The following is a 26,338-nucleotide window of genomic DNA, read 5'->3' as shown; positions in this document are numbered from 1 at the left end:
CTACTGAGGGGTTTTGACCGCGAGAACCGGGATCGGGGATTGCAGGATGAGGCGCTGGCTCACGCTGCCGAGCAGGGCCTTGCCGACCGCGCTGCGGCGTTTGACGCCGATCACGAGGCGTTCGACGTCGGGTCGTTCGTCGAGCAGGTCGAGTACTGCGGTCGCGGGATCGCGGTCTCCACGACCGATGCGGTCGAGGACGGTCACGCCGTCGTCGGCGAGAGTGTGCACCTCTTCGGGTTCGGTGAGGGAGAGGTTCACCACCAGGAGGTCGGTGCCCAGCATCGCGGCTTCCTTCTTGCCGGCGAGGAGGGCGTGCGATCCTTCGGAGGAGTCGGTCACGGCTACGAGCACTGTCATGGGATCAACCTTTCTGCGGGCACGGTGCGGGCGACTGTCACGAGTAGTCGCGCCGGAACTGGTCTTCGAGTTCCTCGAGCGAGCGGCCGCGAGTTTCCGGAACCTGGGTTTTGATGAAGACGAGTGCCAGCACGCCGAGGCCGGCGAAGATGAAGAACGTCGCACCGATTCCCAGTGCGGCCACGACGGGCGGGAAGAGCAGCGCGACAACCGCGTTGGCGATCCACAGTGCGAAGATGCAGACGCCGATGGCGAAGCTGCGGATCTTCAGCGGGAAGATCTCCGACAGCATCAGCCACACCAGGGGGCCGATCGTGGCCTGCATCGAGAAGACGAACAGCACCACGAACGTCAGGATCAGGTAGGCCTTGAGGGTGCCGTCGGGCAGCAGGAACGCGGACAGGCCGACGAGCACGTGGAACGTGGTGGTGAGGGTGAAGCCGCCGATGAGCATCTTCCGACGGTCGATCCGGTTGATCAGGGCGACGCCGGTGAGGACGCCGAGCACGCTGAACAGACCGTTGAGGGTGTTCGCGACGATGGCGGCGTTGGAGGAGAATCCGGCGTCGCCGAGCAGCTGGGTGCCGTAGTACATCACCGAGTTGATGCCGGTGGCCTGCTGGAACACTCCGAGGCCGACGCCGATGAAGATGAGGCGGCGGATCCATTTCACCGACAGGTCGGCGGCCCCGCCGGTCTGTGAGAGCTTCTCTTCCTCGGCGAGCGCCCGAACTTCCTCCAACTCGGCACGTGCCCGCTCCGGGGACCGAACCTGGAGAAGCACGGCGAGCGCTTCGTCGTGCCGGTCCTGCGACATCAGCCAGCGCGGGCTCTCCGGCATCCGCAGCATTCCGGCGAACAGGAAGATGGCCGGAATGACGGCGACCAGAAGCATGAAGCGCCAGACGTTCTCGTTCTCGCCCCAGATGTTGAAGATGATGGCGTTGATCACGAATGCGGCGAACTGTCCGACGACGATCATGACTTCGTTGCGGGAGACCACGCTGCCGCGTCGTTCGGTGGGGGAGATCTCGGAAAGGTACACGGGCACGGTCGCGGATGCGCCGCCGACGGCGAGGCCGAGGATGAAGCGGAACAGTGCGAGCACCTCCCACGTCGGGGACAGCACGCAGCCGAGCGTCCCGATCATGAAGATGATCGCGAGCACCAGAATGTTGTGCCGGCGCCCGAACCTGTCGGACATTCGTCCGCCGATGAGAGCGCCGATCGCGGCACCGAAGATCAGGATGCTCACCACCAGGCCTTCGGTGAACGAGGTGAGCTGGAGGTCTTCCTTGAGCGGTTCGAGTGCGCCGTTGATGACTCCGGTGTCGTATCCGAAGAGCAGGCCGCCGAAGGTGGCGACCACGGCGATGATGCCGAGTCTGTGCGAGTGCCGCCCGGGGGCGTCGGCAGGCGGGGACGGGGCGGTAGTTCGGGTGAGATCGCTGGCCATGAACATCTCCTCGACGTATTCCATGTACAGAACACGTAATGTGTTTATGTCCGAACAAAGCTAACCCATTGTGACTCGGGGCACAACGGCAAGCCAATCATCGGGTGGTTCCCACGGCGTGATCGGCCGATCCCTACCCATGAGTAATAGAACGCACGATCTGTTATCGTTCGCGATATGCCCAGGCCACGCGTCCACGACCTCGACGACGCGCTCGATGCCGCCGAACGGCTGGCCGTCGAGGGCGGTCCGAGCGCGGTGACCCTGCGTGCGGTCGCCGCGGCCACGGAGATGTCCAACGGCGCCATCTATCACGCCTTCGGCTCCCGGGGCGGGCTGGTCGGGCGCGCCTGGTTGCGGGCAGCGCACCGATTTCTCGACCTGCAACAGGAATCGGTCGAGGACGCGCTGGGGCGTGGTCCCGTGGACGCCGTCGTCGCTGCCGCCGACACCCCGGCCGTCTTCGCCGAGCGGTTCCCGCAGTCGTCGCGGCTCCTTCTCACCGTTCGCCGCGACGAACTGCTCGGATCGGAAATTCCCGACGACGTCGCCACCGAGTTGTCGCGCCTCGACTCCGTCCTCGTCGAACTGTTCGTCCGGTTGGCGCTCGCGCTGTGGGGGCGCAGGGACGGTCGCGCGGTCGAAGTGATCGAAGCGTGCGTCGTCGGACTCCCTACCGGACTGCTGCTGCACGCCCGGCGAAAACCGGACGACGCCATGCGCCGACGCCTGGAGGCGGCGGTCCGCGCCGTTCTCGCACTCGACCCCCCGCCCCCGGGGAAACGTCACGACAAAAACACGAAAGGTTCCCGATGACCGCCACCCTGACCTACCGGGACACGATCGCCGTCCTCGACCTCGGCGACGACGAGAATCGTTTCTCCCCCGAGTGGCTCGACACCGTCGATCGGCTCCTCGACGACGCCCACGAACACGGCGCGCAGGCCCTGGTCACCACGGCCACGGGGAAGTTCTACTCCAACGGGCTCGACCTGGACTGGCTGATGGCCAACGGCGACCGCGCGGACTGGTACGTCGGGCGCGTGCAGGCCCTGTTCAGCCGGATTCTGACGCTCCCCCTGCCGACGGTGGCCGCGGTCAACGGGCACGCGTTCGGCGCCGGCGCCATGCTCGGCATCGCCCACGACTACCGGGTGATGCGGTCCGACCGCGGGTACTACTGCTTCCCCGAGGTCGACATCCACATCCCGTTCACCCCGGGGATGGCCGCGCTGATCCAGGCGAAGCTGACACCGCAGGCCGCGATCACCGCCATGACCACGGGCCGCCGCTACGGCGGCGCCGACGCGCACACCAGTGGGCTGGTCGACGGGACCGCGCCCGAGGGCGCGGTCCTGGATGCCGCCGTCGACCTGATCGCGCCGCTCGCGGGGAAGGACGCCGGCACGCTCGGTGCGATCAAGTCCACCATGTTCGCGCCGGCCGTCACCGCACTCGCGTCGGGCCGATCATGACTCGCTGACGCGAAACCTACTGTGCGCGAGAGGCGATCATTCGCCCGGCACGTGGAGAATCAGGGCGTCGCCCTGTCCGCCGCCGCCGCAGAGTGCGGCGGCGCCGGTTCCACCGCCGCGTCGTTTCAGCTCGAGCGCGAGGTGCAGCACGACCCGTGCCCCAGACATGCCGAGCGGGTGCCCGATGGCGATGGCGCCGCCGTTCACGTTGACCCTCGACGGGTCGACTCCGAGTTGCCGGGTCGACTCGATGCCGACGGCGGCGAAGGCCTCGTTGATCTCGACGAGGTCGAGCGCCGAGGGGTCGAGTCCCTCACGGGTGCACGCCTTGCCGATGGCATTGGCGGGCTGCTGCTGGAGCGTCGAGTCCGGTCCGGCGACGACGCCGTGGGCGCCGATCTCGGCGAGCCATTCGAGTCCCAGCTCCTCGGCCTTGGCCTTGCTCATCACCACGACGGCGGCCGCACCGTCGGAGATCTGCGACGCGGAACCCGCAGTGACGGTGCCGTCCTTGCTGAACGCGGGCCGCAGCTTCGACAGCGACTCGGCCGTGGTATCGGCGCGGATGCCCTCGTCCTCGGTGACGACGAGCGGCTCGCCCCGGCGCTGCGGGATGGTGACGGGAACGACCTCGTCGTCGAAGAGGCCGTTCTTCCACGCGGCCGCGGCACGCTGATGTGAGGCGGCGGCGAAGGCGTCCTGCTCTTCGCGACCGATCTTGTCGGTGTTCGCGTTCCGGTCCTCGGTGAGGGCGCCCATCGCCTGCTCGGTGAAGATGTCGTACAGGCCGTCGTAGGCGAGGTGGTCGACGAGGGTGGTGTCGCCGTACTTGAAACCGCTCCGCGAGTTCGGGAGCAGATGCGGCGCCTGGGACATCGACTCCTGCCCGCCGGCGACGACGACATCGAATTCGCCGGCGCGGATCAGCTGGTCGGCGAGCGCGATGGCGTCGAGACCCGACAGGCACACCTTGTTGACGGTCAAGGCCGGCACCGACATCGGGATGCCCGCGTTGACCGCGGCCTGCCGGGCCGGGATCTGACCGGCGCCGGCAGTGAGGACCTGCCCCATGATCACGTACTCCACCAGTTCGGGTGCCACCCCGGCCTTGTCGAGGGCACCCTTGATGGCGATGCCACCGAGATCGGAACCGGACAGTGACGCGAGCGAACCCGTCAGCCGGCCGACGGGGGTCCGGGCTCCGGCGACGATGACGGACCTGGCGGAAGAAGTCATGGGAGTGTCCTTGGTGTCGTGACGAATGTTGCTCAGACGAGCGCGGATTCGCGGATCTCGAGGGGGGTTCCGGTGGCGGCGACGACCTCGTCGACGGTGACGCCGGGGGCGACCTCACGGAGAGCGAGGGTGCCGTCGCCGACCACGTCGATGACGGCAAGGTTGGTGATGATGCGGTTGACGACGCCCTGGCCGGTCAGCGGCAGGGTGCAGGCGTCGATGATCTTCGGATTGCCGTCCCGGTCGGTGTGTTCCATGAGGACGATGACGCGGCTCGCGCCGTGCACGAGGTCCATCGCGCCGCCCATGCCCTTGACCATCTTTCCGGGGACCATCCAGTTGGCGAGGTCGCCGGTGCGGGAGACCTGCATGCCACCGAGGACGGCGGTGTCGATGTGGCCGCCGCGAATCATGCCGAACGACAGCGCGGAATCGAAGAACGCGGCACCGGCGTTGACGGTGACCGTTTCCTTGCCGGCGTTGATCAGGTCGGGGTCGACGTTCTCGTCGGTGGGGTACGGGCCGGTGCCGAGGATCCCGTTCTCCGAATGCAGGGTCACGGTGACGTCGGTGCCGAGGTATCCGGGAATGAGCGTCGGCAGTCCGATGCCGAGGTTGACGTATTCGCCGTCGACCATCTCCGCGGCCGCGCGGGCGGCCATCTGCTCACGTGTCCATCCGTTGGTGCCGGTCATCGAGTGGCTCCTTCCGTGCTGCTGACTGTCCGCTTCTCGATCCGCTTGTTCTGGGGGCCGGTCTCGACGATGCGTTGAACGAAGACCCCGGGCAGGTGAACCTGGGCGGGATCGATGGTGCCTGCGGGGACGAGTTCTTCGACCTGCGCGATGGTGACCTTCCCGGCCATCGCCGCGAGGGGGTTGAAGTTCAGGGCCGACTTGTCGAACACGAGGTTGCCGGCGGTGTCGCCCCGCAGTGCGTGGACCAGGGCGAAGTCGGCGGTGATCCCTAGTTCGAGGACGTAACGCTTGTCGCCGAACACGCGGGTTTCCTTCGGGGGCGACGCGAGCGCGACGGAACCGTCGGCGGCGTACCGCCAGGGCAGGCCGCCGTCGGCGACCGGGCTGCCGACACCGGCGGGGGTGAAGAACGCGGGGATGCCCGCACCGCCGGCCCGGAGGCGTTCGGCCAGCGTGCCCTGCGGGGTCAGCTCCACCTCGAGCTCACCGGAGAGGTACTGGCGGGCGAATTCCTTGTTCTCGCCGACGTACGACGCGGTGACACGTCGAATCTGACGGGCGCCCAGCAGAATTCCGAGCCCGTGGTCGTCCACACCGCAGTTATTGGAGAAGACCTCGAGATTCCCGACACCGGAGTCGGCGAGCGCGCGGATCAGCGAGTCGGGGATTCCGCACAGGCCGAACCCGCCCACGGCGATCGACGCGCCGTCGGACACGTCCGCGACTGCTTCTTCCGGGGTGTCGAACACTCTCGATCCCATGTGCATCCTTTCTCCTGGCCGCCGTACCGGCGATACCGTCTTCCGCACCAGATCGTCCACCTGGTGAACGTCCTCGTGCGACGAGCTTTGCTCCACTAAAAGGGGTTACTTCATGCATTTCAAGGGGTGAGGAGACAGTGCTCGCCGGCTGAACGTCGCACGGGAGAGCGTTCACTGAGTGAACGTATACTGCGGTCATGGACAACGCGCAGCGGCCGCAGGTCATCCACCGGGTGGGATCTCTCTTCCGGGCGATCGCCGCCCTCGAATCGTCGGGATCCTCGACGTCCGCCCTGGCGCGGGAGACGGGTCTCGCCCGGCCCACCGTGCATCGCCTGCTCGTCTCGCTGGCCGAGGAGGGACTGGTCGACCGCGATCAGAAGTCGGGGAAATGGTCGCTGGGGCCCGAGCTGTATCTGCTCGGCTCGCTCGCCGCCGGCCGGTACGACATCACGGACCGCTCCCGCGACGTCCTCCGAGATCTTGCACGCGAGACCGGCGAGAGTGTCTTCCTGTCTGCCCGCCGCGGCGACGAAACGGTCTGCATCGCGAGCGAGGAGGGCAGCTTCCCGCTGCGTTCCCACGTGCTGTACGTCGGCATCCGCCTGCCGCTCGGGGTGGCGTCGGCGGGTCTGGTCATCCTGTCCCACCTGCCGGACCGCGACATCGACGACTACCTGTCGCGCGCCGATGTGACCGGCGAGTGGGGAACGCAGCACAGGCGGGACGAGATCGCCGAGCGCATCGCGGAGACCCGACTGAACGGGTACGCCGTCAACCCCGGGCTGCTCGTCGAGGGCAGCTGGGGGATGGGCGCCGCCGTCTTCGACGCCCAGGGATCACCGGCCTGGGCGTTGAGCATCACCGGGGTGGAGAGCCGGTTCCGCGAGGAGCGCCGCCGCGAACTGGGAGAACTCCTCCTCCGCCAGGCGCACCGGCTCACCCAACTGCTCGCCGACAGGCCGCGGAGTCGGGGGTGAGCAAGATTCGGTCCGGCGCCTACGCGGCCTTCCGCCGCCGCCGAGGCCGCCCGTGGCGGGTGTCGATACTCCACAGGTGGGTGCAGTCGGGGCACTGGAGATGGACGTGGGTGCCCTGATTGCTCAGCAGGTACTGCCAATGCCGGTCGCAGTTGCGGCCGGACCCGCAGTCGCCGCAGTCCGAGCCGTGGTCGCAGCCCGGGCAGGGCAACCAGGCGCGACGGGAGAAGTCCGCGGTCGGATCAATCGGTAACACGGCCCACCGTCCGATCCGGGAGCACACCCGCCTGGACCAGCTCGTCGTAGATGCGCTGCTGCTCGGGGTCGAGACCGGAGTACAGCATGTCGTACGCCCGCTCCTCCTCCGCGAGCACGGCGACGGGATCCCAGTCCTCGCCGATCGCCTCGACAACAGCGGTGCGCCGCCGTGCCTCGTCCAGCGTGAGGTCGAGCGCGAACGAGAGTTCGGAGTCGCTACCCATGTGGTCACCTTCGTTTCGCGGTCGCCGTTATCGAAGGGGCCAGGGTCACTCGAGCCCGCCCAAGATCACAATGACCTGGATCACGTCGATCGAAAGTGTTGCGTCGTATTAACGACGAAACGCCCCGCCATCCGGGTGGATGACGGGGCGCGTGGTGCGAGTCAGGGTCAGGCCTGCAGGCCGGCCTCGATCTCGAGGGTGATGGTGATCTTGTCGCCGACGACGGCTCCGCCGCCTTCGAGGGGCATGTCGATGGTGATGCCGAAGTCCTTGCGGTTGAGGACGGTGGTGGCTTCGAAGCCGGCGACCGGGCCGTTGCCCATGCCGGGGTTGACGCCGTTGAACTCGAGGGCGAGCTCGACGGGGCGGGTGACGCCGTGGAGGGTGAATTCGCCCTCGACCACGTAGTCGTCGCCCTTGGCGCGGACGGCGGTGGAGGTGAAGGTGGCGGTGGGGTACTGCTCGGCGTCGAAGAAGTCGGCGGACTTGATGTGGGCGTCGCGGTCGGTGTTCTTGGTGTCGATGGACGCGACCTGGATTTCGGCGGTGACGGCGGCGGTGCCGTCCTCGGCGACGGTGATCGCGCCGGTGAAGTCGTTGAACGTGCCGCGGACCTTGCTGACCATGAGGTGGCGGACGGAGAAGCCGACGGTGGAGTGGACGGTGTCGATGGCCCAGGTTCCGGCGGTGAGGTTGGGCAGGGTGGCGGTGGCGGTGGTCATGAAAACTCCTTGGACTGTCGAACGGTCACTCGAAATCGAGGTAATTGAATCTGCAACTACTACGTTAAGCCGAAGTCGTTGCGATGTCAACTAAATTCTGCGAAACGCGGGTGACCTGCGGTGTTACTGCTTCGGCCGGACCGGATGGCGGCTGACGATGGAGATCCGGTTGAAGGCGTTCATGGTGACGGCGATCCAGCTCACCGTGGAGATCTCCTGCTCGGAGAGGAATCGCCGCGCGAAGGCGTAGTCGGTCTCCTGGGTCTGCGCGTCCGGGAGGGCGGTGATCGATTCGGCCAAGGTCAGCGCCGCGACCTCGCGGTCGGAGAAGAGCGTCGTCTCCCGCCAGGCGGGCAGAATCGCGAGGCGCTGCTGGGTCTCGCCGGCCGCGAGCGCCGCGGCGACGTGAACGTCCAGGCAGTACGCGCAGCGGTTGATCTGGGAGACGCGCACGTTGATCAACTCGACGAACCGCCGGTCCATCCCGGCCGCGGTGGTCGCGTGACGGACGGCTTTGGCGACGGCGATCTGCGCCTGATAGACGGCCGGGCTCTGCTTGTCGATGTGGACGTACTCGGTTTCGGGTGCCGTGCTGCTCATGGCCGACCTTTCGGGGTTCAGGGGTTTTCCAGCAGGTGGGCGCGCATTTCGCTGAAGTCGTGACCGAGGATGCCGACGTCGCGGGGGCTGAGCAGGTCGAACATGGTGCGGCGCACCTCCGCGACATGTCCGGGGCTTGCGGCGGCGAGCTTCTCGGCGCCCGCGTCGGTCAACTCGGCCAGCGTCCCCCGTTTGTCGTCTTCGCATTCCACCCGGCGCACCCAGCCGGTGTCGACCAACCGGCTGATCGCCCTGGTCACGCCGCTGCGGGTGGTGGTCACCGCGTCGGCGAGTTCACGCATCCGCAGTTGCCGCTGCGGCGCCTCCGACAACACGACGAGCAGTTCGAAGTCGGTGAACGAGATGCCGGCGTCGCGGGTGAGCTGCCGATCGAGCGCCTGCAGGAGCAGGCGTGTGGCGTCCAGGTAGGCGCGCCAGGTGTTCTGTTCTTCGGCGCTGAGCCATCGGGTCGGTTCCACGGCACCAGCATAGCCGAAGTAGTTGACAGCGCAACGACTTGCTGTAGTCTGAATTTAGTTGAAAGCGCAATCACTGCGCTCCGCGGAGAGGGGCAGGGCAATGGGCACCACAGACGAGCAGGAGCGTTCGCAGAGGTTCGCGGAGCAACGCGACCGGATCCGCGCCGAGCATCTGAAGCCGGTGTCGTCGAGGCCCGCGTCCTCGGCCCGCGGCCTCCATCACACCGCGCTGATCAGCAGTGACGTCGAGCGCACCGTCCGGTTCTATCAGGATCTGCTCGAGTTCCCGCTCACCGAGTTGATCGAGAATCGGGACTACCCCGGGTCGTCGCACTTCTTCTTCGACATCGGCAACGGCAACCTGCTGGCGTTCTTCGACTTCCCGGGCCTCGACGTCGGCCCGTACCAGGAAGTGCTCGGCGGACTCCACCACATCGCGATCAGCGTCGAACCTGGCCGGTGGGACCACCTGCGCACGAAACTGATCGACGCCGGCGTGGAACTCGTCGAACACAGTGAGGTGTCGCTGTACTTCCGCGACCCCGACGGCGCCCGCCTCGAACTCATCGCCGACCCGCTCGGCGAAATGTACGGCTCACACGTTCTGTGAGAACCCTGGAAAGGCTTCCCTCATGACTGCTGCGATCACCCCGCCCCGATTCGACGTCCGGCGAGCCGACGACCGGTTCAAGACCGACGCCGGCTGGCTGGATTCCAAGCATTCGTTCTCGTTCAGCCGCCACTACGACCCGGCCAACACCCATCACGGGGTGCTCATGGTGAACAACGACGACATCGTCGTCCCGGGTCAGGGCTTCGACACCCACCCCCACCAGGACATGGAGATCGTCACCTGGGTGCTCCAGGGTTCACTGGTGCACCAGGATTCGATGGGCCACTCCGGCGTCATCTATCCCGGACTGGCCCAGCGTATGAGCGCCGGAACCGGAATCCTGCACTCGGAGAAGAACGACTCGTGGCGGCTGGACGGCGCCACCGGTGAGCACGCCGACGAGCACACCGATCCCGTCCACTTCATCCAGATGTGGGTCGTCCCCGACGAAGCCGGTATCACACCCGGTTACGAGCAACTCGAAATCGACCACGAGTTACTCGCCGGGGGACTGGTCCCCGTCGCATCGGGCATGCCGCACTACGCCGACCACTCGGCGATCCGGATCAAGAACAAGTACGCCGCAATGCATGTCGCACGCCTGCAGCCCGGGCAGGCGCCGATCACCCTGCCCGACGCCCCGTTCCTCCATGTGTTCGTCGCGCGCGGCGAAGCGTCGATGGAAGGCGTCGGCATCCTCGCCGAGGGTGACGCCGTCCGGCTCAGCGGTGGCGGCGGCCAGCAGGTGACCACCGACACCGGCGCCGAGATCATCGTGTGGGAGATGCACGCGACGATCGCCGGCTGACGCGAGTCGCCGAGCAGGTGCGGGTGTAGGTCCCGGACCGGAGGAGTTCCGTGGTGTCTCCCAGGCGGAGTTCGCATTCGCTGCCTGCCGGCACGGTCAGGCTCAAGGTGAACACGTCGTCGGCGATCGTCCAGCGCACCGCGATGTTTCCGTAGGGGCTGCAGTGCTCGGCGTGGGCAGCAGTGATGTCCCCGCCGGGACGCGGCTCGACGAGGAATCGGCGATAGCCGACCGTGTCGGGGCCGGTGGTCTCGGCCGGGCGCAGGCCGGCGACGAACTGGTGGAGAAACGAGACGACCGCACCCTTGGCGTAGTGATTCAGTGAGGCGTTGGCGCGGCCGTTCTCGTCGACTCCGTCCCATCGCTCCCAGATGGTGGTGGCCCCGCGGTCGATCATCTCCATCCAGGACGGATTACCGGTGGACAGCAGTACCCGGTAGGCGGTGTCGAGGTGCCCGTTGCGCGAGAGTGCGGGCAGCAGCATCCCGGTGGCCAGGAAACCGGTGCCGAGGTGATAGTCGTTGTCGGCGAGCAACTGTGCGAGTTCGTCGGCGAACCGGCGGCGGCCTTCGGCGGGCACGAGCCCGAACTCCAATGCGCGAACATAATTCGCCTGGGTCGGGTGGGTCAGTGCGCCGTCGGGAGTGATGAATTCGCAATGCCAGGCGTGGACGGCTCCTGCGGCGATCGCAGTGTACCGGTGCGCATCCCGGTCGCGGCCGAGTACGCAGGCGATCTGCGCGAGCAGTCCGGCCGACCGCGCGAGGTACGCGGTGGCGACCACGCTGTTATCGCGGGCGGGGTCGGGGGCGGGAATCTCGCCGGGTTCGAGCCATTCTCCCCAGTGGAAACCGGTGTCCCACAGATACTCTTCGTGGTCGTCCGGTGTGGGGCGCGCCAGTGCGCGGTCGGGATGGCGGCGATCCTGGGCCGTGCCGGCGGCCCGCTCGACCCACCGGGTCATGGAATCGTACTGGCGTTCCAGCACTTCGACGTCGCCGTACAGTCGCCACAGCTGCCACGGCACGATGACGGCGGCATCGCCCCATCCGGCCGAGCCGTTGGCGATGTCGGCGAAATGGTTGCCCGACGGCTGATTGCCTGCCGGGTTCGGCACGATGTTGGGAACCGTGCCGTCCGGCCACTGGTCGGCGGCGAGGTCGCGCAGCCACTTGTCGCTGAAACCCGCGACATCATGTGTGAAGGCGGCTGTTTCGACGTAGATCTGCCAGTCGCCGGTGAAGCCCGACCGCTCGCGCTGGGGACAATCGGTCGGGACGTCACAGGCATTGCCGCGGAAACTCCACACTGCGGCGGCATGGAGTTTCTCGAGACGATCGTTGTCGCACCCGAAACTCCCCACCTGTTCCAGGTCCGTGTGCACGACGGCGGCGGTGATCGAGTCGGGCCCCGGTTTCGTCTCGAGCCCGTCGAACTGGACGTAGCGGAACCCGTGAGTGGTGTGGCGCGGCTCGAATGTCTCGCCGGGGCGCCCGGACGACACGACGTGGTCGACCTGACCGGCAGGCAAACTCTTGCCGGTCGCGAATTCGAAGGCACGCAGGTGATCCGTGTCGACGCTCCCGTCGGCGGCCAGGGACTCACCGTGGGTGAGGGTGACGTGGGTGCCGGCAGCTCCGAGGTCGGCCGCGGTCACCCACCCGTTGATGTTCTGGCCGAAATCCACGACGTACATTCCGGGTCGAGGCTCGGTGACGGCCACCGCCGCCAGGGTTTCGATCCGGCGCACCGGGGGTGCCACGCCGGTCGTCAACCGGGAGCGATCGTCGTAGAGTCCGCCTCGAGCGACCGCGGCGGGGTGGTATACCTCGCCGGCGGGCACACGGCGCAGATCCACCCGTTGCCCGTCCATCAGGTCGGCGGCGTCGATCTCACTCGGTGCGCTGGTCCAGCCGTCGCCGGTACCGAAGCGCTCCGACGTTCCGTCCGCATACCGGACGTGCAGTTCCGCGAGCGCGGCAAGCCGGTCACCGAAACCGTCGCCGTGGCGCTCGAACCCGTGCCTACCACGGAACCACCCGTCACTCAGCAGGATTCCCAATTCGTTGTGTCCCGGGTGCAGCAGGCCGGTGACGTCGAAGTACTGCACCTGCAGGTGCGCCCGGTAGGAGGTGAAGCCGGGGGTCAGCTCGTGATCACCGACCCGGGCACCGTTGACGAAGAACTCGTAGATGCCGTGAGCGGTCGCGAACAGCGACGCGTGAGTGATCTCCGCCCGCGGGCGCCAGGAGGCGCGTAACCGGTATGCGGGACGGTGACCGAGCGGGGGAACGTCCGGCTCGTACGGTTCGATCCAGTCGGCCGTGAGGTCGCCGCCGTGCAGGAGAGCGGTGACCCACGGAGCGGGCTCGGACCAGTCGCTCGGTCCGAGATCCGTCCAGCACCGCACCTGCCAGGTGCGTTCCTCTCCTGCGGTCGGCACCGGATGCGTTGCCGTCCAAGGTCGTACGAGGACGTGGTCGCGTCCCTCGACGATCTCGGTGGTGAACAGGGTGCTCGACGTGCGGTCGGAGAGGCCCGCGACCCGGATCTGGTACGCCAGCTGACGTGTGCTTCCGGTGGGCAGCCGCCAGGACAGTCGCGGATGGGTCGTGCCGCAGGGCTCCCCGGGCCGGAGGTGTTCGAGACGCAGGTGTGTCGGTGTCGTCATCGGATCGACCGCACGAAGAGAACGGCTGCGCCGGCGACGGCGGCGCACGCCGCCAGGATGCAGAACAGAAGCGCATAGTTGTTGCCGGTGAACGGGAGGAGCACGGCCCCGATGAGCGGGACGACGGCGTAGGGAAGTGTGGCCGCCACCTGGTACACACTCATCGCCTTGGCCGTCTGCCGGACGTCCGGCACGACTGCGGCGGCGATCGCGATGTCGACCGTGAGGTAGCAGGCCTGACCGATCGTGAAGGCGACGAAGGCCAGTAGGAACCCGCCCACGTGCGGGTTCACGGCCAGATACACCAGCGCACCGCCGGTGAGGAACGACGCGACGGCGACGAAGGCCTTGCGCCGGCCCAGCTTGTCGGAGAGGAATCCGGCGAGCAGGAACGACACGATCGAGACGGGAGTGGTGACGGCGGTGGCGTGGGCGTATTCGGCTGCCGCGTCCGTGATGCTCAGTCCGGCCGCGTCGACCAGGAAGTAGGTCGCGTAGGTGGTGAGCCCGACCATCGCGAGCCCGAACAGAAACCGGCTGATCCAGTTGAGCGCGAAGTCCGCATGCCGGATCGGGTTGATCCAGTAGCTGGATGCGAACTCGCGAAAGCTGTAGGGCTGCAGCGTGGCCGGGTCCACACCCGAGTCGGCACCTCGGATGACCACGGCGACCACCGCCAGGCACACGACGGCGGCAATGCCGGGGATGATCATCATCGGCACCGGATGGTCGGCGAGGCGGCTCCCGAGAGTGACGCCGGCGAGAACGGCGAACGCCGTGACGAAGCCGATCATCCCCGACAGCCGGGCGCGCAGATGGTCGGGGACGAAGTCGGGGATGAGCGCGACGAACCCGGCCAGGGCGGCGGAGTAGCCCAGTTGTGCGAGTGCCCATCCGGCGGCGATTGCCGCGACCGTCGTTGCCAGCGCGATCACGGTGAGACCGGCCAACGCGACGAGAGCGCCGCCGATCAGCCACGGGGTGCGTCGGCCGAGCCGGCTGGTCGTGCGGTCGGACAGGGAGCCGAACAGCGGTATCGAGGCGAGCGCGACGAGCGCGCCGATCAGCACGACCGTCGACAGTCCGAGTGTCTTGCCTTCGGCGTCCACGCCGAAGATGCGGATCGACAGCGTGATGATGGTCGGGGTCAGGCTGCCGAAGTACACCCCGAATGCGCCGACGACCAGGGCGGGGACGATGTAACGGGGACTCGGCGCGGTGACCGCGGAGGGGTGGCCGAGGTGTGCCGGGGACGGGTGTGTGGAGCGAACGGTAGCCATCGGCGTTCCGCCTTCCGTGAAGTGAAGATCCGCGCGGCGAGGTGGGGCGCAGCGGACGTCGCAGTGTGATGCACAGCACCGTACACGAAAACCGGGTGTATCCGGTTTTCAATTCGAGAATTGTGCTGTCGTATCGTGGCGACATGGGAAGACGGGCGCGTGGCAGCTACTCGGTGGGCATCGAGCGGCGCACGCGAATCGTGGAGGCGGCCGCGGGGCGATTCTCGGCGGAGGGGTACCACGCGACCACCATGACCAGCATCGCCGCCGATGCCGGAATCAGCGACAGCGGTCTGCTACATCACTTTCCGACGAAGAAGCATCTGCTTCTGGCCGTTGCGCAGTACCGCCTCGACACGTCGGCGGAGTGGTGGGACACCCTGCCCGCCGAGGCGTCGGGTCTGGCGACCCTGGATGCGATGGTCGACGCGGCGCAGCGACTCGTCGGACAGCCGGGTCTCATCGAACTGTTCGTGCTGGTCAGCGCGGAGGCGGCCGATCCGAGCAGTCCCGCTCACACCGTCTTCGCGCAGCGCTACGACGGCGCCGTCGAGGCCCTCGCGGATCGCCTGCGGCAGGGGGTGCACCGAGACGGGCTGCCGGCTTCGCTGGACTACCCGGCGCTCGCCCGCGAATGCATCGCGGTGAGCGACGGCCTGCAGTTGCAGTGGGTACTCAGCGACGGGGCCGTCGACATCGTCGAGGGTGTCCGCGGACATGCCACCCGGCTGACCGCCGCGCTGACCGGCGCGACGGAGCCGGAATCCGGGTCTTCCGTTCCTGTTGCCGAAGCTGCTACTGTGCCCGACAGGCAGTGACCTAAGGAAGGGCCTTACAACCGCGTGAGCGGCGACCCAGGCCCGGGTCCTGCATCCGAAGGAGTTCAGTCCCTTGGACACGGCTTCGACCGTCGTCCGCCGATCCACCGTCGAGTACGCCCCCGATCTGCTACTCGATCTCGTCCGTCCCGCCGAAGCAGAGCATCCGTTGCCTGCGATCGTGTGGATTCACGGAGGTGGCTGGCGGCTTCAAGACCGCACTGCATGCCCAGACCTGGTGCAACACTTCGCACAGCACGGCTATGTCATGGTCAGCATCGACTACCGGCTCGCGCCCGGGACCTGCCACCCCGGCCAGCTCGTCGATGTCCGGCGGGCGGTGCGCTGGCTGCGTGCCAACGCCGCGGACCACGGCATCGACCCCGACCGGATCGGTGTGTGGGGCTCGTCCGCCGGTGGGCACCTCGCAGCGTTGACCGGAGTGCACTCGGCCACAACACGATTGCCCGGGGAAGAGCCCGCGACCGTCGACAGTTCGGTGCAGGCCGTCGTCGACGGTTACGGGCCCGCCGACCTGCCCGGCCTCGTCGACCTCTCCACGGAACGGACACCGGGGGAGGATCATTCCCCGGAGGCGTCGTTGCTCGGCGGCGCGATCCGCGACCGACTGGACGCCGCGAGATCCGCGAGCCCCGCACTGCAGGTGGCGCCCGGAGCACCGCCGTTTCTGGTCATGCACGGTCTCGGCGACAACCTGGTGCCGTTCACGCAGAGCGTCGCGTTGTACGACGCGCTCGTCGCTGACGGCAACGACGCCATTCTCTACCTGATCGAGGGATTCGGGCACGGGTTCTTCAACCCGGGCCACGTCCTCGAACTCGGCCCCGGCCAGACCCTCGACCAAGGGCATCTCGAACGAGATCCGCAGGCGCCCGCCTCGACCCGCGCGGTGAGCGACTTCGGTCGCGCACTGACCGAGAGGTACCCCTCCGCCTCGTTCGCCGCGGTCGAAGCCTTCTTCTCGCACACACTGAAACCAGGAACACCCACATGACTACTTTCGACATTCCCGTCCTCGACGAGGTCCACACTGCCGCTCCACAACTCGACACCCTCCCCGGCCGCTGCGTGCCCTACTCCATGGCCGCCGGCGAAGGTGAGCGTCACGAACTCGGCGGGCAACTGATCACCGTCATCGCCCGGCCCGAGGACACCGGCGGGCAATTCGGGGCCGCATACGTGTACGGCGGCAAGGGAACCGAGACGCCGTTCCTCGCACACGATCGCGAGCACCGCTTCCTGTACGTCACCGACGGACGGCTGCAGATCTGGTTGCCGGGCGAATCGCACGTGCTCGTGCCCGGCGACTCGGTCACCGTCCCGGCCGGGACGCCGTACGCCTACCGCATGCTCGCGCACCGGACACGGTTCCTGAGCTGGCTCACCGCCGGCGACGCGCACCGGTGGTCGCAAGCCACCGGCCACGCCACCCAGTCGCACGTCTTCGACGCCGAGGCGGCGCCGATGTCGGACGCGCGGCAATCCGAACTCGCCGACCAGTTCGGCGTCCGGGTCCACGATCTCGAGAAGGCCGACCTGCCTGCGGTGACCGGCAGCGTGTTGCCCGCTGCGGAGTCCCCCTACGTGCTGCAGGCGGGCGAAGGCGACCGCTGGGCGAGTCTCGACCAGCTGAACACGTACCTCGCCCGGCCCCGGAACACCGGCGGAACGTATTTCGCGATGCACACCATGGGCGGCAAGAGTTCGTACATTCCCCGTCACTTCCATCGCGAGCACACCGAGAACTTCTTCTGCATCGAGGGGCGAATCCTCCTGCACGCCAACGGCCGGGAGATCTTGCTGACCAAGGGGGATTTTCTCCATGCGCCTGCCGGAACGATCCACAGCTTCGCGTTCGACAGCCACAACACGCAGATGCTCGGCCTGCTGACCACCGGCGTGTTCGAGAAGTTCTTCGAGTACATGAACGTCCCGACGGACGCGCACGTGCACACCGAGGGCGGCGACATGCAGTTCCCGGCCGAAGGGTTCGCGCGGGCACGAGCCGAGCTGGACCTCGAGGTCGTCGGGCCGCCGCCGGCACGAGGCGACGGACGGTGAGACCCGCCCGGCGCGCACCCGCCCGCAGCGGCTGAGCTCTACACTCGAGCCATGGCGATCCAGAGCACCGTCACCCGGGCAGAGTCCCTGGTCGCCCACATCCAGGACCGGATCGCCGCGGGTGAACTCGCGCCCGGTGATCGGGTGGGCACCCGCAAGGAACTCCAGGCGGAGTCGGGGATGGCCCGCGGAACGGTCATCGAGGCCGTCCGGCTCCTGCAGGATCGGGGAGTCATCACGGTCCGGCCCGGGCCCGGTGGTGGCCTGTTCGTCGCCGAACCGTCCTCGGTGGTCCGGCTCGGTCGTACCCTGCTGACCGTCGAGGGCGACGCGGCGGGAATCGCCGACGCCATCGCCGTCCGGGAAGAACTGGAACCCCTCGTGACGGAGTTGGCCGCCCGGCACCGGACCGAAGCCGACGTCGCCGACCTGCGGCAGGTGATGACCGTCCTCGAGGACTCGGCCGGCGACCCCGAGGCGTTCATCCACGCCGTGTGGGATCTGCATCGCCGGATCGTGGCGATCAGCCCGAACCAGGTGTTGCGCGAAACCTATCTGAGCCTCGAAACCTATGTGGAGCAGCACGCGACGCGCGCGAGCCGCGAACGAAGCGCCACCAACAGCGAGTACTTCGCGCGACGGATCGACGTGCACCGCGCGCTGGTCGATGCCATCGAGTCCGGCGACCCGGCCCGTGCCCGCGCGGCCGCTCAGGCGCACGCTCACTGAGCGATCACTTCTCGTAGCCCTTCCTCGATGCAGTGCTTGACAGGGGGCAGTGGTCTGTGGCTACCATCACACATAACGGTTATAACCGTTTATGGAGGAGTTGATCCTCCCCCCACTGACCAGGAGTGTTCCGCATGAATTTCTCCACGTCCTCGCCCGGCGGCCGCGGCAGAGTGCTCGTGCCCGTCCTCTGCTGGGCCGCCCTCCTGAGCGACGGGTACGACCTGTTCGTCTACGGCGCCACCCTGCCCGCCCTGATCGGGCACGCGCCGTGGTTCGTCACCGCCGGGGCGGCAGGCGCCGTGGGCAGCGCCGCCCTGGTCGGTGTCCTCATCGGCTCGCTGACGGCCGGCACCCTCACCGACATCCTGGGCCGTCGCCGCCTGTTCCTCGCGTGCCTCACGGTGTTCTCGACGGCAACCCTGGTCACCGCGGTCGCCCCCACCTTCGAGGTCTTCGCCGCAACCCGGCTGGTGGCCGGGCTGGGGATCGGCGGGTTGATGCCCACCGCCATCGCGATGGCGGCGGAGTTCGCGACCCCGGCCTACCGGTCCCGGATCCTCGGCATGGTGCTCACCGGACCGGCGTTCGGCGGCGTCCTCGCGTCGACGGCGTCCCTGCTGCTGCTCGAGGATTTCGGCTTCCGCCCGGTCTACGCACTCGGTGCGGTTCCACTGATCACGTTGCTGCCGTTGGCGTTCGCGTTTCTGCCGGAGTCGCGGGCGTTCGTCGCCGAACGATCCTCCGACGACCGGGCGTCGAAGTCGCCGGTCGCCAAGCTGTTCGGTGACGGGATGGGGCGGGCCACGGTCGGCATCTGGTTCGTCGCGATCTGCAGCATGCTCACCATGTTCGGGGTGACCACCTGGCTGCCACAGATCATGCGCAATGCCGGCTACCCGATCGGTTCGGCGGTGACGTTCCTGCTCGTCTACAGCGCCGGCGCCATCGTCGGGACGCTGCTCGCCTCCGTGCTGGCCGAACGGTTCGGGCCCAAACCGCTGGTCCTGACCGGGTTCACCACGGCCGCAGTCTCACTCGCGCTACTGGGGACGCACCCGCCGACCGCCGTCCTGATGCTGCTGGTGGCGCTGGCCGGATTCGGCGGCCTCGGCACCCAGAACATGCTCAACGATCACATCGCGACGTTCTACCCGGCCCGGTTCCGGGCGACCGGACTCGGATGGGCGCTCGGAATCGGACGGGCAGGCGCGATCGCAGGCCCCACGTACGGCGCGTTCTTCGTCGCCGGCGGCGGAGCCGTCATCGTCAGCTCACTGGCATTCGCCGTGCCCGCGCTGATCGGCGGCGTCGTGATGGCGACCCTCCCGCGACGCCCCCGCACCACCCCCGCCGAGGCGGACAACCACCTCGACGCGGCCACCCCGCGCAGCACCGAAGTTTCCCGCTAGAACTCGCCACCGAAGTGTGGCGGACGAAAAGGATGAAATAGATGAAGATTGTCGGTTACCGCAAGAAGGATCAGGACGCCGTGACCGTGGGTGTCCTCCGGGACGGCTTCGTTCGACCGCTCGCCTCACTCGAGGAATTCTGGAGCGACGCCGCCGGCTGGGTGGCACGGGCCGAACACCTCGACTCGCCCGAGATCGACGTCACGCTGGTGAGCGTGGTGCCGCCGGTGCCCGAATCCGCCCGTGTCATCTGCGTCGGCCTCAACTACAAGGCCCACGCCGCCGAGGGCGGCTTCACCCCGCCGCCCTACCCGACGCTGTTCGGGCGGTGGACCCCGTCGCTGAGCGTCGACGGGGCCCCGACGCCGGTGCCGGCGAACGAGGCGGGCCTGGACTGGGAGGGTGAGGTGGCCGCGTTCATCGGCACCCGGCTCGAAAGCGTCGACGCGGCGACCGGCCAGTCCGGGGTGCTCGGTTACGCCTGCTTCAACGACCTCACCGCCCGCAAGGCGCAGAAGCTGACCGCGCAATGGACGCTCGGCAAGAACGGCGACCGGTCCGGCCCCCTGGGCCCGCTGGTTCCCGCCCACGAGGTCGGGGACCTGTCCGACGGTCTGCGGGTGCAGACCCGCGTCAACGGAACGGTCGTGCAGGACGGCAACACCCGGGACCTGATCTTCTCGGTCGGCGAGATCATCGCCCTCATCAGCGAGACCTTCACCCTGCACCCCGGCGACATCATCGCCACCGGCACCCCGGAAGGCGTCGGCTACGTGCGGAACCCACCGTGGCTGCTCGGGCCCGGCGATATCGTCGAGGTGGAGATCGACAAGCTCGGCGTCCTGCGGACCCCGATCGTCGATGCCAGCGGAAGGAAGGGCGCATGACCGACGTCGCGTCCGGTGTCGACCGGACTCCGGTACTGATCGCCGGCGGCGGGCCGTCCGGACTCGCGGCCGCGCTCGAGCTGGCCCACCACGGGGTGGCAAGCCTGGTCGTCGAACCGAGGGTCGACGTCGACGCCGAACGCCCCCGCGCCAAGACCACCAACGCCCGCACCATGACGCACCTGCGGCGGTGGGGACTGGCCGACGAGGTGCGTGCCGCGTCGCCTCTTCCCGTCGAGTGGGCGCAGGACATCGTGTTCTGTTCGACTCTGCTGGGCCACGAGATCACCCGGTTCGAGAACGGCTTCCAGCTCGACGTCGCCACCCCGACGCTGGCGCCGGAACGCGGCCAGCAGGCACCACAACCTGTCGTGGAGACCGTGCTGCGGAAGGCGGTGCAGCGCAGCGAACTCGCCACCCTGCAACTCGGCGCCCGAGTCACGTCGCTCGAGGATCTCGCCGACGGCACCGTCCGTGCCACGGTGGAGGGTCCGGGGCAGACCCGGACCGTCGTGGCGGATTACGTCCTCGGGTGCGACGGCGGCGCGAGCATCGTGCGCGAGTCCATCGGGGCCCGGTTCGAGGGCACGTCCGGCGAGCGCCCCAACCTCAGCATCCTGTTCCGTGCGCCGGGCCTCGCCGAGCGGGTGCCGTTCGACGGTGCCGTCCACCATTGGGTGATGGCGCCCGGGGCGGCGGGCATCGTGGGCCGGCTCGACCTGTCGGACACCTGGTGGGCGATCGTGCAGGGCGTCGACGTCCGGGACGAGGACGTCGACGCCACCGCGCTCGTGCACAGCCTCATCGGAGAGCCGGTCCCGGTCGAGATCGTCGCCACCGATCCATGGGTGGCACGAATGTTGCTGTCCGACAGCTACCGCAAGGGTCGGGTGTTCCTCGTCGGCGACGCCGCGCATCTCAATCCGCCGTGGGGCGGGCACGGGTACAACACGTGCATCGGTGACGCCGTCAACGTCGCGTGGAAGATCGCGGCGACGCTGCACGGCTGGGCCGGGCCGCAGTTGCTCGACAGTTACGAAGCCGAGCGCCGGCCCGTCGCCGCCCGAACCATCGCCGAAGCCGGAGCGCAGGAAAAGGCTCTGGCGCACCACTTCTCCACCGTCGAGATCGGTCAGGACGGCCCGGCGGCGGAGGAGGCGCGCCGCCGCACCGCAGAGGCGCTGGCCGTGAAGAAGAGCGAATTCCACTCGCTCGGACTCGTACTCGGCTACGCCTACACCGACTCACCCGTCATCGTTCCCGACGGTTCGACGCCGCCGGCGGAAGACCCCGTCGAGTACGTGCCCACCGCGTGCCCCGGCGCGCTACTGCCGCACGCGTGGTGGGGAGACGGCCGTTCGCTCTACGACGTTCTCGGCCCGGAGTACACCCTCGTCGTGCTGGACGCCGCGGGATCCTCGTGGCACACCGCAGAACTCGACGCGCTGACGGCGAAGGCAGCGGAACTCGGCGTCCCTCTGACGGTGCTGCGGCTGCCCGACACCGATGGATCTCTGGGCGGTCTCTTCGGCGCCCCCTTCGTCCTCGTCCGGCCCGACCAGCACGTGGCGTGGCGGGGCGGCGACCTCGCGAGCGCCGAGAAGGCGATCGACATCGCGGCGGGATGGTGAGAAAACCTCCCCTCGCCGGACGCACCACCTCCACACTCGAGAAGGAAGATTCACGTGTCTGCTCTCCATGAGGCGCCCCGGACGGCGACCAAGCTGCTCGTGACCGCCATGGGCCTGATCGATACGTTCGACCCGCAGCAACGCGCGACCGCGGTCATCGACGACTTCGACGACCCGCGGCGGCTGAACTGGGACATCATCCCCAAGCCGGACCGCACCGGCATCCCGCTCCACCAGCTGGACCGCCACCAGAAGGTGCTGGTGTGGGATCTGATCCGGTTGGCCGTGCCACTGCGCACCTTCACGAAGGTGCTGTCGATTCCGCAACTCGAGCACGTGCTCCGGGACTACGAGCAGGATTTCCTCGGACCGGCACTGCAGACCTGGCGCACGTCGGATTCGTACTTCCTGACGTTCTTCGGCCGGCCGGGATTCGAGGACACCTGGACGCTGCGTTTCCTCGGTCACCACGTCTGCCTCAACCTGACGATCGTCGACGAGCGGTGGATCTCCGCCACCCCGGTCGCGTTGGGCGCGCAGCCCACCGAATACGACGGGGTGCTCAAACCGCTGGCCGACGACGAGGGCCTGGCCTTCGACCTGCTGGCCTCACTCGATGACGAGCAGCGCGGCCTCGCCGTCGTCCACGACGTCGCACCGGCCGACTTCGTGACCCGGCAGGTGCCGCGGATCGGAGCGTACGAGTACCCGGACCACTACGACCTCGGCATGCCCGGCTACATCATCACCGACGCCGACCGGGTCGCCCTGAAGTTCGTCCGCGACCGGCCGTCGGGCATCAGCGGCGCGAAATTGTCCGGTGACCAGCAGCAAGCGCTGCTGGGACTCGTCGATTGCTACCTCGAACGACTGCCCGAGGAAGCCGGCGAACTCCACCGGCGGGCGCTACGAGACGGGGGTATCGACCGGGTGTTCTTCGCGTGGGCCGGTGCGCAGAAGCGCGGCGCACCGCATTACTTCCGCGTCCACACCGACCGGTACCTCATCGAAGCGGTCAACGCCGTCGGCGGCGGAAATCACCTGCACACCGTGCTGCGGGACTTCGACAACGACTTCGGACACGACCTGCTCGCACTCCACGCCGGGACCGACTCGAAGTGGGGTGGCGGGCACCTGAGCAGCCGGACGGTGTCCAGCGAACAGTCCGATCCGCACCTCGAACCCTGAGTGCCACTCGGCCCCGCACGTCGCTGTGCGGGGCCGACTCCGGCCTGCCCTCGGAGTGTGAGACTCGTCAAGTTTGTCCATTTCGGTTTCCCTGTTGCCTGATCAGTGGCGACACTGGTGAAGCAGACATTTAACGTGGACGAAACAATGAGGTGGATTGTGTTGGGGCGCTCGAAGGCAACCGTGGTGTACTCGGTGTCGGGTCGACCGTCCAACCCGTTCGCGCGACCTGTCGATCGGTTCGCGGCCACCCTGAAATCCGTCATCGTCGCCCTCGCGGGTGTCGCGATCGTGCTCGCCGCGGTGATCGGCACCTGGGAATACCACCAGGAGAGTGCGCGGGCCGCGCAACAACGCGCCACCACCACCCTCGTCGAGGCGGTCACCAGCACCGACGCCCCCATCACCATGTCCCCCCGCGGCTCCGTCCGGACCACCCCGATGGTGAAGGCGACGTGGGCGTGGGGCTCGGAGTCCCGCACCGACAGCATCGAGGTCCCCTCGGGGACTCCGGCGGGCACCGAGAAGCACATCGCGGTCAACGAGGACGGAAGCTGGGCAGGCCCGCGGATCACGACCTCCGACGTCGTCAGCGCCGGGGTCGCGGCAGTGCTCATCACTCTCGCCGCGAGCGCGCTGCTCCTGGGTGCGGTGTGGGCGATGTGCTCACGCGCCGTGGAACGCCGTCGCCAGCAGTACTGGGACGAGAGCATCCGCAGGCTGTTCGCGACCTACAGTCGCTGATCCTCCCGTAGGCCCGGTTCGACACGGCCTCGTACCTGACCTCCGGCGGATGTGAATCCGCTTCGGACGACACCCGATCGCGCTGTCCCGTGTCGGTTTCGGTGGACTCACTCCGGGCTATTCAGGTGGTGCCGAGGAAAGGTGGGAGCCATGTCCGACAGGGATGCTTCTATATTCGATAGCGAACGCGAGCTCGACGAAGAGTCCGTCCGTAAGGCTCAGCGGACGGTCGCCCACCACTCGATCGATGCCGAAGACTGCCGGATGCTGCTCGCTGCCCTGGGCATCCCTCTCGTGCGCGACCACGACAACGAGTCACTCTCCGGCACGGCCGGTGCCGAATCCCTGTGACCGACGCGTCTCGTCGAGGCAGCGCAGGCGACCGCCGCTGGGCGACAGGGTGTTTGGTGCGTGCTCGAATCGGTGACGTGGGCGGTTCTGTTCACAGCGACTCCACAGCGAAGCTCGAGGGTGCCCGCACCGGCGACCGCTTGTATGGGACGTAACCCCGAACAGCCCATGGAGAGGTCCTCATGACGAACAGCCCGCGTCACCACGCCGACGAAGTGCACGAGCACGACCGCGGCCTCAGTCACGACCTGAAATCGATGTTGTCGCGTCGCCGCGCACTGTTCGTGTTCGGCGCGGCGGGTGCGACCGCGCTCGCCGCGTGCTCGACGGCGGGATCCACGGCCACCCCGTCCTCGACAGGGGCGGCCGCGACCACGGCGGAGACGGTGAGCGACGGCACGTGCGTGGCGGCGGCGCCGCAGGAAACGGCCGGACCGTATCCCGGCGACGGGTCCAACGGCCCGAACGTGCTGGTCGAGTCAGGGATCGTCCGGCAGGACATCCGCAGCAGCTTCGGTGCGTACTCCGGGACGGCGGAGGGTGTCGCGACGACCATCGAACTGAAGCTGCAGGACCTGACGAAGGACTGCGCGGCCGGCGCAGGAATGGCCGTCTACCTGTGGCACTGCGACCGGGACGGCGAGTACTCGCTCTACGGCCAGGGCATCACCGAGCAGAACTACCTGCGTGGCGTTCAGGTGGCGGACTCCGCGGGCACGGTGTCGTTCACGTCGATCTTCCCGGCCTGCTACTCGGGACGCTGGCCGCACATTCACTTCGAGGTGTTCGACTCGCTGGAATCCGCGGTGGCGGGCGAGGACGCCCGGCTGACGTCGCAGATCGCGGTGCCGCAGGACGCGTGCACCACGGTCTTCGCCTACGACAGCGGCTACGCGAACAGCGTCGGCAACCTGTCGAAGGTCTCCCTGGACTCGGACAACGTGTTCGGGGACGGCTGGGATGCCGAGTTGGCCACCGTGTCGGGCGAACCCGCCACCGGGATGACGATCTCGATCACGATCGGTGTCGCCGAGAAGTCGGCGAACACGCAGTCCGCGCCGAGTGGTCCCGGTGGGGGTGGCGGACAACCGCCGGCGGGGGCGCCCGGACGGTAGTCGTGGCGGGTCGGTCCCGTTGCCCGTCAGCTGACGTGCCACCCGGGTGGTCTGTCGAGTTCGTTCCATTCACGGGTCAGCTGAGCCTGCTGGCGGCGGGACGCGACCCAGTGGACGACGAGGAAGAGGAAACAGTAGCCGCCGGCCGCCGTCACCCAGATCCCGCACGCGACGCTCACCGCAGTCGCGGCGTTCTGCGAACCGGTCTCCGGTGCGGAGACGAGGTCGCCGTTCGGGTCGAGCCAGACGGTGACGGTCTGACCTGCCTTCGCACCCGCCGCGGTGGGAACGTCGCCGGTGTGTGTCTGCCCGTTCGCCGACCACTGCACCCGCGCGTGGGCTTGATACTGGGGTGAGGCGGGCAGCGGCTCTCCCGCGGTCCCGGTGCGGGAATCCTCGACGAGCGTGGCCGGGGTCGAGTGCTGGGTGGCGAGTTCGGCCTGAGTCTGCTGGTCCAGCCGCGAGTACGTTTCGGTTCCGACGGCCGCGGCCAGCGGAATCATCAGGAGCACGAACGCCACCCCGATGAGAACCATCGTGGATCGGAGTCGGTCACACCCCCGCATGAGGGGGTTGCAGCTCCATGGACCCAGACGCCACAGGCGTATCGGCGCTGCACACGTTTCGCTCATCGCGCACCTCCGGGTGGTTGCCCACCACCATTGTGCAACCGAAACGCCTGTACGTGTAGGGCCTTCTGGCAGGTGTTCGTGCGCGGCCCGGGTGGCCGCGTCAGACCCGTCGCGACAGGTGGGCCACG

The 26,338-nt window shown here is 68.0% G+C and carries 28 protein-coding genes; 16 read left to right on the top strand and 12 right to left on the bottom strand.

The window, feature by feature from the left end; all coding sequences use genetic code 11:
- Both WKC72_RS02800 and WKC72_RS02795 read right to left on the bottom strand, forming a co-directional pair.
- Positions 1-360, bottom strand: coding sequence for a universal stress protein (locus WKC72_RS02800; RefSeq protein ID WP_037236149.1), 360 nt, complete (start codon positions 358-360; stop codon positions 1-3).
- A gap of 37 nt (positions 361-397) precedes the next feature.
- Complete coding sequence (locus WKC72_RS02795) at positions 398-1,816, bottom strand: sugar porter family MFS transporter (protein WP_370181679.1); 1,419 nt, start codon at positions 1,814-1,816, stop codon at positions 398-400.
- 177 nt (positions 1,817-1,993) lie between these two features.
- Between WKC72_RS02795 and WKC72_RS02790 the strand changes: the two genes are divergently transcribed.
- Positions 1,994-2,632 carry a TetR/AcrR family transcriptional regulator gene (locus tag WKC72_RS02790; protein WP_112301497.1) on the top strand — a complete coding sequence of 213 codons (639 nt, stop codon included), beginning with the start codon at positions 1,994-1,996 and terminating at the stop codon, positions 2,630-2,632.
- Positions 2,629-3,291, top strand: coding sequence for an enoyl-CoA hydratase-related protein (locus WKC72_RS02785; RefSeq protein WP_112301498.1), 663 nt, complete (start codon positions 2,629-2,631; stop codon positions 3,289-3,291). Before WKC72_RS02790 ends, WKC72_RS02785 begins: the two co-directional genes overlap by 4 nt.
- A gap of 36 nt (positions 3,292-3,327) precedes the next feature.
- On the opposite strand, the gene WKC72_RS02780 is transcribed toward WKC72_RS02785, so the two are convergent.
- The 3 genes from WKC72_RS02780 to WKC72_RS02770 are packed head-to-tail and all read right to left on the bottom strand — an operon-like array spanning position 3,328 to position 5,986.
- Positions 3,328-4,527, bottom strand: coding sequence for an acetyl-CoA C-acetyltransferase (locus tag WKC72_RS02780; protein ID WP_370181678.1), 1,200 nt, complete (start codon positions 4,525-4,527; stop codon positions 3,328-3,330).
- Between the two features lie 32 nt (positions 4,528-4,559).
- Positions 4,560-5,222, bottom strand: a complete 663-nt coding sequence (locus WKC72_RS02775; RefSeq protein WP_005260718.1) for a 3-oxoacid CoA-transferase subunit B — start codon at positions 5,220-5,222, stop codon at positions 4,560-4,562.
- On the bottom strand, positions 5,219-5,986 hold the full coding sequence (locus tag WKC72_RS02770; protein WP_016884572.1) for a CoA transferase subunit A: 768 nt from the start codon (positions 5,984-5,986) through the stop codon (positions 5,219-5,221). The genes WKC72_RS02775 and WKC72_RS02770 overlap by 4 nt, the downstream gene beginning before the upstream one ends.
- Before the next feature lie 197 nt (positions 5,987-6,183).
- On the opposite strand from WKC72_RS02770, the gene WKC72_RS02765 reads away from it, so the two are divergent.
- Positions 6,184-6,966: an IclR family transcriptional regulator gene (locus WKC72_RS02765; RefSeq protein WP_112301500.1), complete on the top strand. Its 783-nt coding sequence runs from the start codon at positions 6,184-6,186 to the stop codon at positions 6,964-6,966.
- Positions 6,967-7,208: 242 nt separating this feature from the next.
- Here WKC72_RS02765 and WKC72_RS02760 read toward each other — a convergent pair whose 3' ends face one another.
- From WKC72_RS02760 to WKC72_RS02745, 4 genes are all read right to left on the bottom strand, one after another.
- On the bottom strand, positions 7,209-7,448 hold the full coding sequence (locus WKC72_RS02760; protein WP_370181676.1) for a DUF6400 family protein: 240 nt from the start codon (positions 7,446-7,448) through the stop codon (positions 7,209-7,211).
- Between the two features lie 167 nt (positions 7,449-7,615).
- Positions 7,616-8,170 (bottom strand): YceI family protein, encoded by a 555-nt coding sequence (locus WKC72_RS02755; RefSeq protein ID WP_009476977.1) that lies wholly within the window; start codon positions 8,168-8,170, stop codon positions 7,616-7,618.
- A 123-nt stretch (positions 8,171-8,293) separates the two neighbouring features.
- Positions 8,294-8,770, bottom strand: coding sequence for a carboxymuconolactone decarboxylase family protein (locus tag WKC72_RS02750; protein WP_370181675.1), 477 nt, complete (start codon positions 8,768-8,770; stop codon positions 8,294-8,296).
- A 17-nt stretch (positions 8,771-8,787) separates the two neighbouring features.
- Positions 8,788-9,249, bottom strand: coding sequence for a MarR family winged helix-turn-helix transcriptional regulator (locus WKC72_RS02745; protein ID WP_037236170.1), 462 nt, complete (start codon positions 9,247-9,249; stop codon positions 8,788-8,790).
- Positions 9,250-9,349: 100 nt separating this feature from the next.
- Between WKC72_RS02745 and WKC72_RS02740 the strand changes: the two genes are divergently transcribed.
- Both WKC72_RS02740 and WKC72_RS02735 read left to right on the top strand, forming a co-directional pair.
- Positions 9,350-9,859 (top strand): VOC family protein, encoded by a 510-nt coding sequence (locus WKC72_RS02740; protein ID WP_037236173.1) that lies wholly within the window; start codon positions 9,350-9,352, stop codon positions 9,857-9,859.
- A gap of 22 nt (positions 9,860-9,881) precedes the next feature.
- On the top strand, positions 9,882-10,670 hold the full coding sequence (locus WKC72_RS02735; RefSeq protein WP_370181674.1) for a pirin family protein: 789 nt from the start codon (positions 9,882-9,884) through the stop codon (positions 10,668-10,670).
- On the opposite strand, the gene WKC72_RS02730 is transcribed toward WKC72_RS02735, so the two are convergent.
- Complete coding sequence (locus tag WKC72_RS02730) at positions 10,633-13,341, bottom strand: family 78 glycoside hydrolase catalytic domain (RefSeq protein ID WP_370181673.1); 2,709 nt, start codon at positions 13,339-13,341, stop codon at positions 10,633-10,635. The genes WKC72_RS02735 and WKC72_RS02730 overlap by 38 nt on opposite strands.
- Positions 13,338-14,621, bottom strand: a complete 1,284-nt coding sequence (locus WKC72_RS02725; protein WP_370181672.1) for an MFS transporter — start codon at positions 14,619-14,621, stop codon at positions 13,338-13,340. Before WKC72_RS02725 ends, WKC72_RS02730 begins: the two co-directional genes overlap by 4 nt.
- Before the next feature lie 143 nt (positions 14,622-14,764).
- Between WKC72_RS02725 and WKC72_RS02720 the strand changes: the two genes are divergently transcribed.
- The 11 genes from WKC72_RS02720 to WKC72_RS02670 all read left to right on the top strand — a co-directional run bounded on the left by WKC72_RS02720 (position 14,765) and on the right by WKC72_RS02670 (position 25,578).
- Positions 14,765-15,439 carry a TetR/AcrR family transcriptional regulator gene (locus tag WKC72_RS02720; protein WP_370181671.1) on the top strand — a complete coding sequence of 225 codons (675 nt, stop codon included), beginning with the start codon at positions 14,765-14,767 and terminating at the stop codon, positions 15,437-15,439.
- Between the two features lie 73 nt (positions 15,440-15,512).
- A complete protein-coding gene (locus WKC72_RS02715; RefSeq protein WP_370181670.1) occupies positions 15,513-16,454 on the top strand; it encodes an alpha/beta hydrolase fold domain-containing protein in 942 nt (313 codons plus the stop codon).
- Positions 16,451-17,521, top strand: a complete 1,071-nt coding sequence (locus WKC72_RS02710) for a quercetin 2,3-dioxygenase (RefSeq protein WP_370181668.1) — start codon at positions 16,451-16,453, stop codon at positions 17,519-17,521. The genes WKC72_RS02715 and WKC72_RS02710 overlap by 4 nt, the downstream gene beginning before the upstream one ends.
- 51 nt (positions 17,522-17,572) lie before the next feature.
- Positions 17,573-18,250: a FadR/GntR family transcriptional regulator gene (locus tag WKC72_RS02705; protein ID WP_370181667.1), complete on the top strand. Its 678-nt coding sequence runs from the start codon at positions 17,573-17,575 to the stop codon at positions 18,248-18,250.
- A 134-nt stretch (positions 18,251-18,384) separates the two neighbouring features.
- On the top strand, positions 18,385-19,662 hold the full coding sequence (locus WKC72_RS02700; protein WP_370181666.1) for an MFS transporter: 1,278 nt from the start codon (positions 18,385-18,387) through the stop codon (positions 19,660-19,662).
- Between the two features lie 41 nt (positions 19,663-19,703).
- Positions 19,704-20,549, top strand: a complete 846-nt coding sequence (locus WKC72_RS02695) for a fumarylacetoacetate hydrolase family protein (protein ID WP_128640379.1) — start codon at positions 19,704-19,706, stop codon at positions 20,547-20,549.
- Positions 20,546-22,180, top strand: coding sequence for an FAD-dependent oxidoreductase (locus tag WKC72_RS02690; RefSeq protein ID WP_370181665.1), 1,635 nt, complete (start codon positions 20,546-20,548; stop codon positions 22,178-22,180). The genes WKC72_RS02695 and WKC72_RS02690 overlap by 4 nt, the downstream gene beginning before the upstream one ends.
- A gap of 54 nt (positions 22,181-22,234) precedes the next feature.
- Positions 22,235-23,368, top strand: coding sequence for a DUF3500 domain-containing protein (locus tag WKC72_RS02685; protein ID WP_370181664.1), 1,134 nt, complete (start codon positions 22,235-22,237; stop codon positions 23,366-23,368).
- 159 nt (positions 23,369-23,527) lie between these two features.
- Positions 23,528-24,112: a hypothetical protein gene (locus tag WKC72_RS02680; protein WP_037236283.1), complete on the top strand. Its 585-nt coding sequence runs from the start codon at positions 23,528-23,530 to the stop codon at positions 24,110-24,112.
- 150 nt (positions 24,113-24,262) lie between these two features.
- Positions 24,263-24,463, top strand: a complete 201-nt coding sequence (locus tag WKC72_RS02675; protein ID WP_370181663.1) for a hypothetical protein — start codon at positions 24,263-24,265, stop codon at positions 24,461-24,463.
- Positions 24,464-24,645: 182 nt separating this feature from the next.
- Positions 24,646-25,578 carry a dioxygenase gene (locus WKC72_RS02670; RefSeq protein ID WP_370181662.1) on the top strand — a complete coding sequence of 311 codons (933 nt, stop codon included), beginning with the start codon at positions 24,646-24,648 and terminating at the stop codon, positions 25,576-25,578.
- Between the two features lie 26 nt (positions 25,579-25,604).
- Here the strand turns inward: WKC72_RS02670 and WKC72_RS02665 are convergent, their stop codons facing one another.
- The gene (locus tag WKC72_RS02665) at positions 25,605-26,114 is read right to left on the bottom strand and encodes a hypothetical protein (RefSeq protein ID WP_245973385.1); all 510 of its coding nucleotides are present in this window, start codon (positions 26,112-26,114) and stop codon (positions 25,605-25,607) included.
- Between the last annotated feature and the right edge of the window lie 224 nt (positions 26,115-26,338).

The organism is Rhodococcus wratislaviensis (assembly GCF_041228765.1).
GTDB lineage: Bacteria > Actinomycetota > Actinomycetes > Mycobacteriales > Mycobacteriaceae > Rhodococcus_F > Rhodococcus_F wratislaviensis.
Note: the sequence above shows the minus strand (reverse complement) of the source record. Positions and strands in the feature narration are given on the sequence as shown.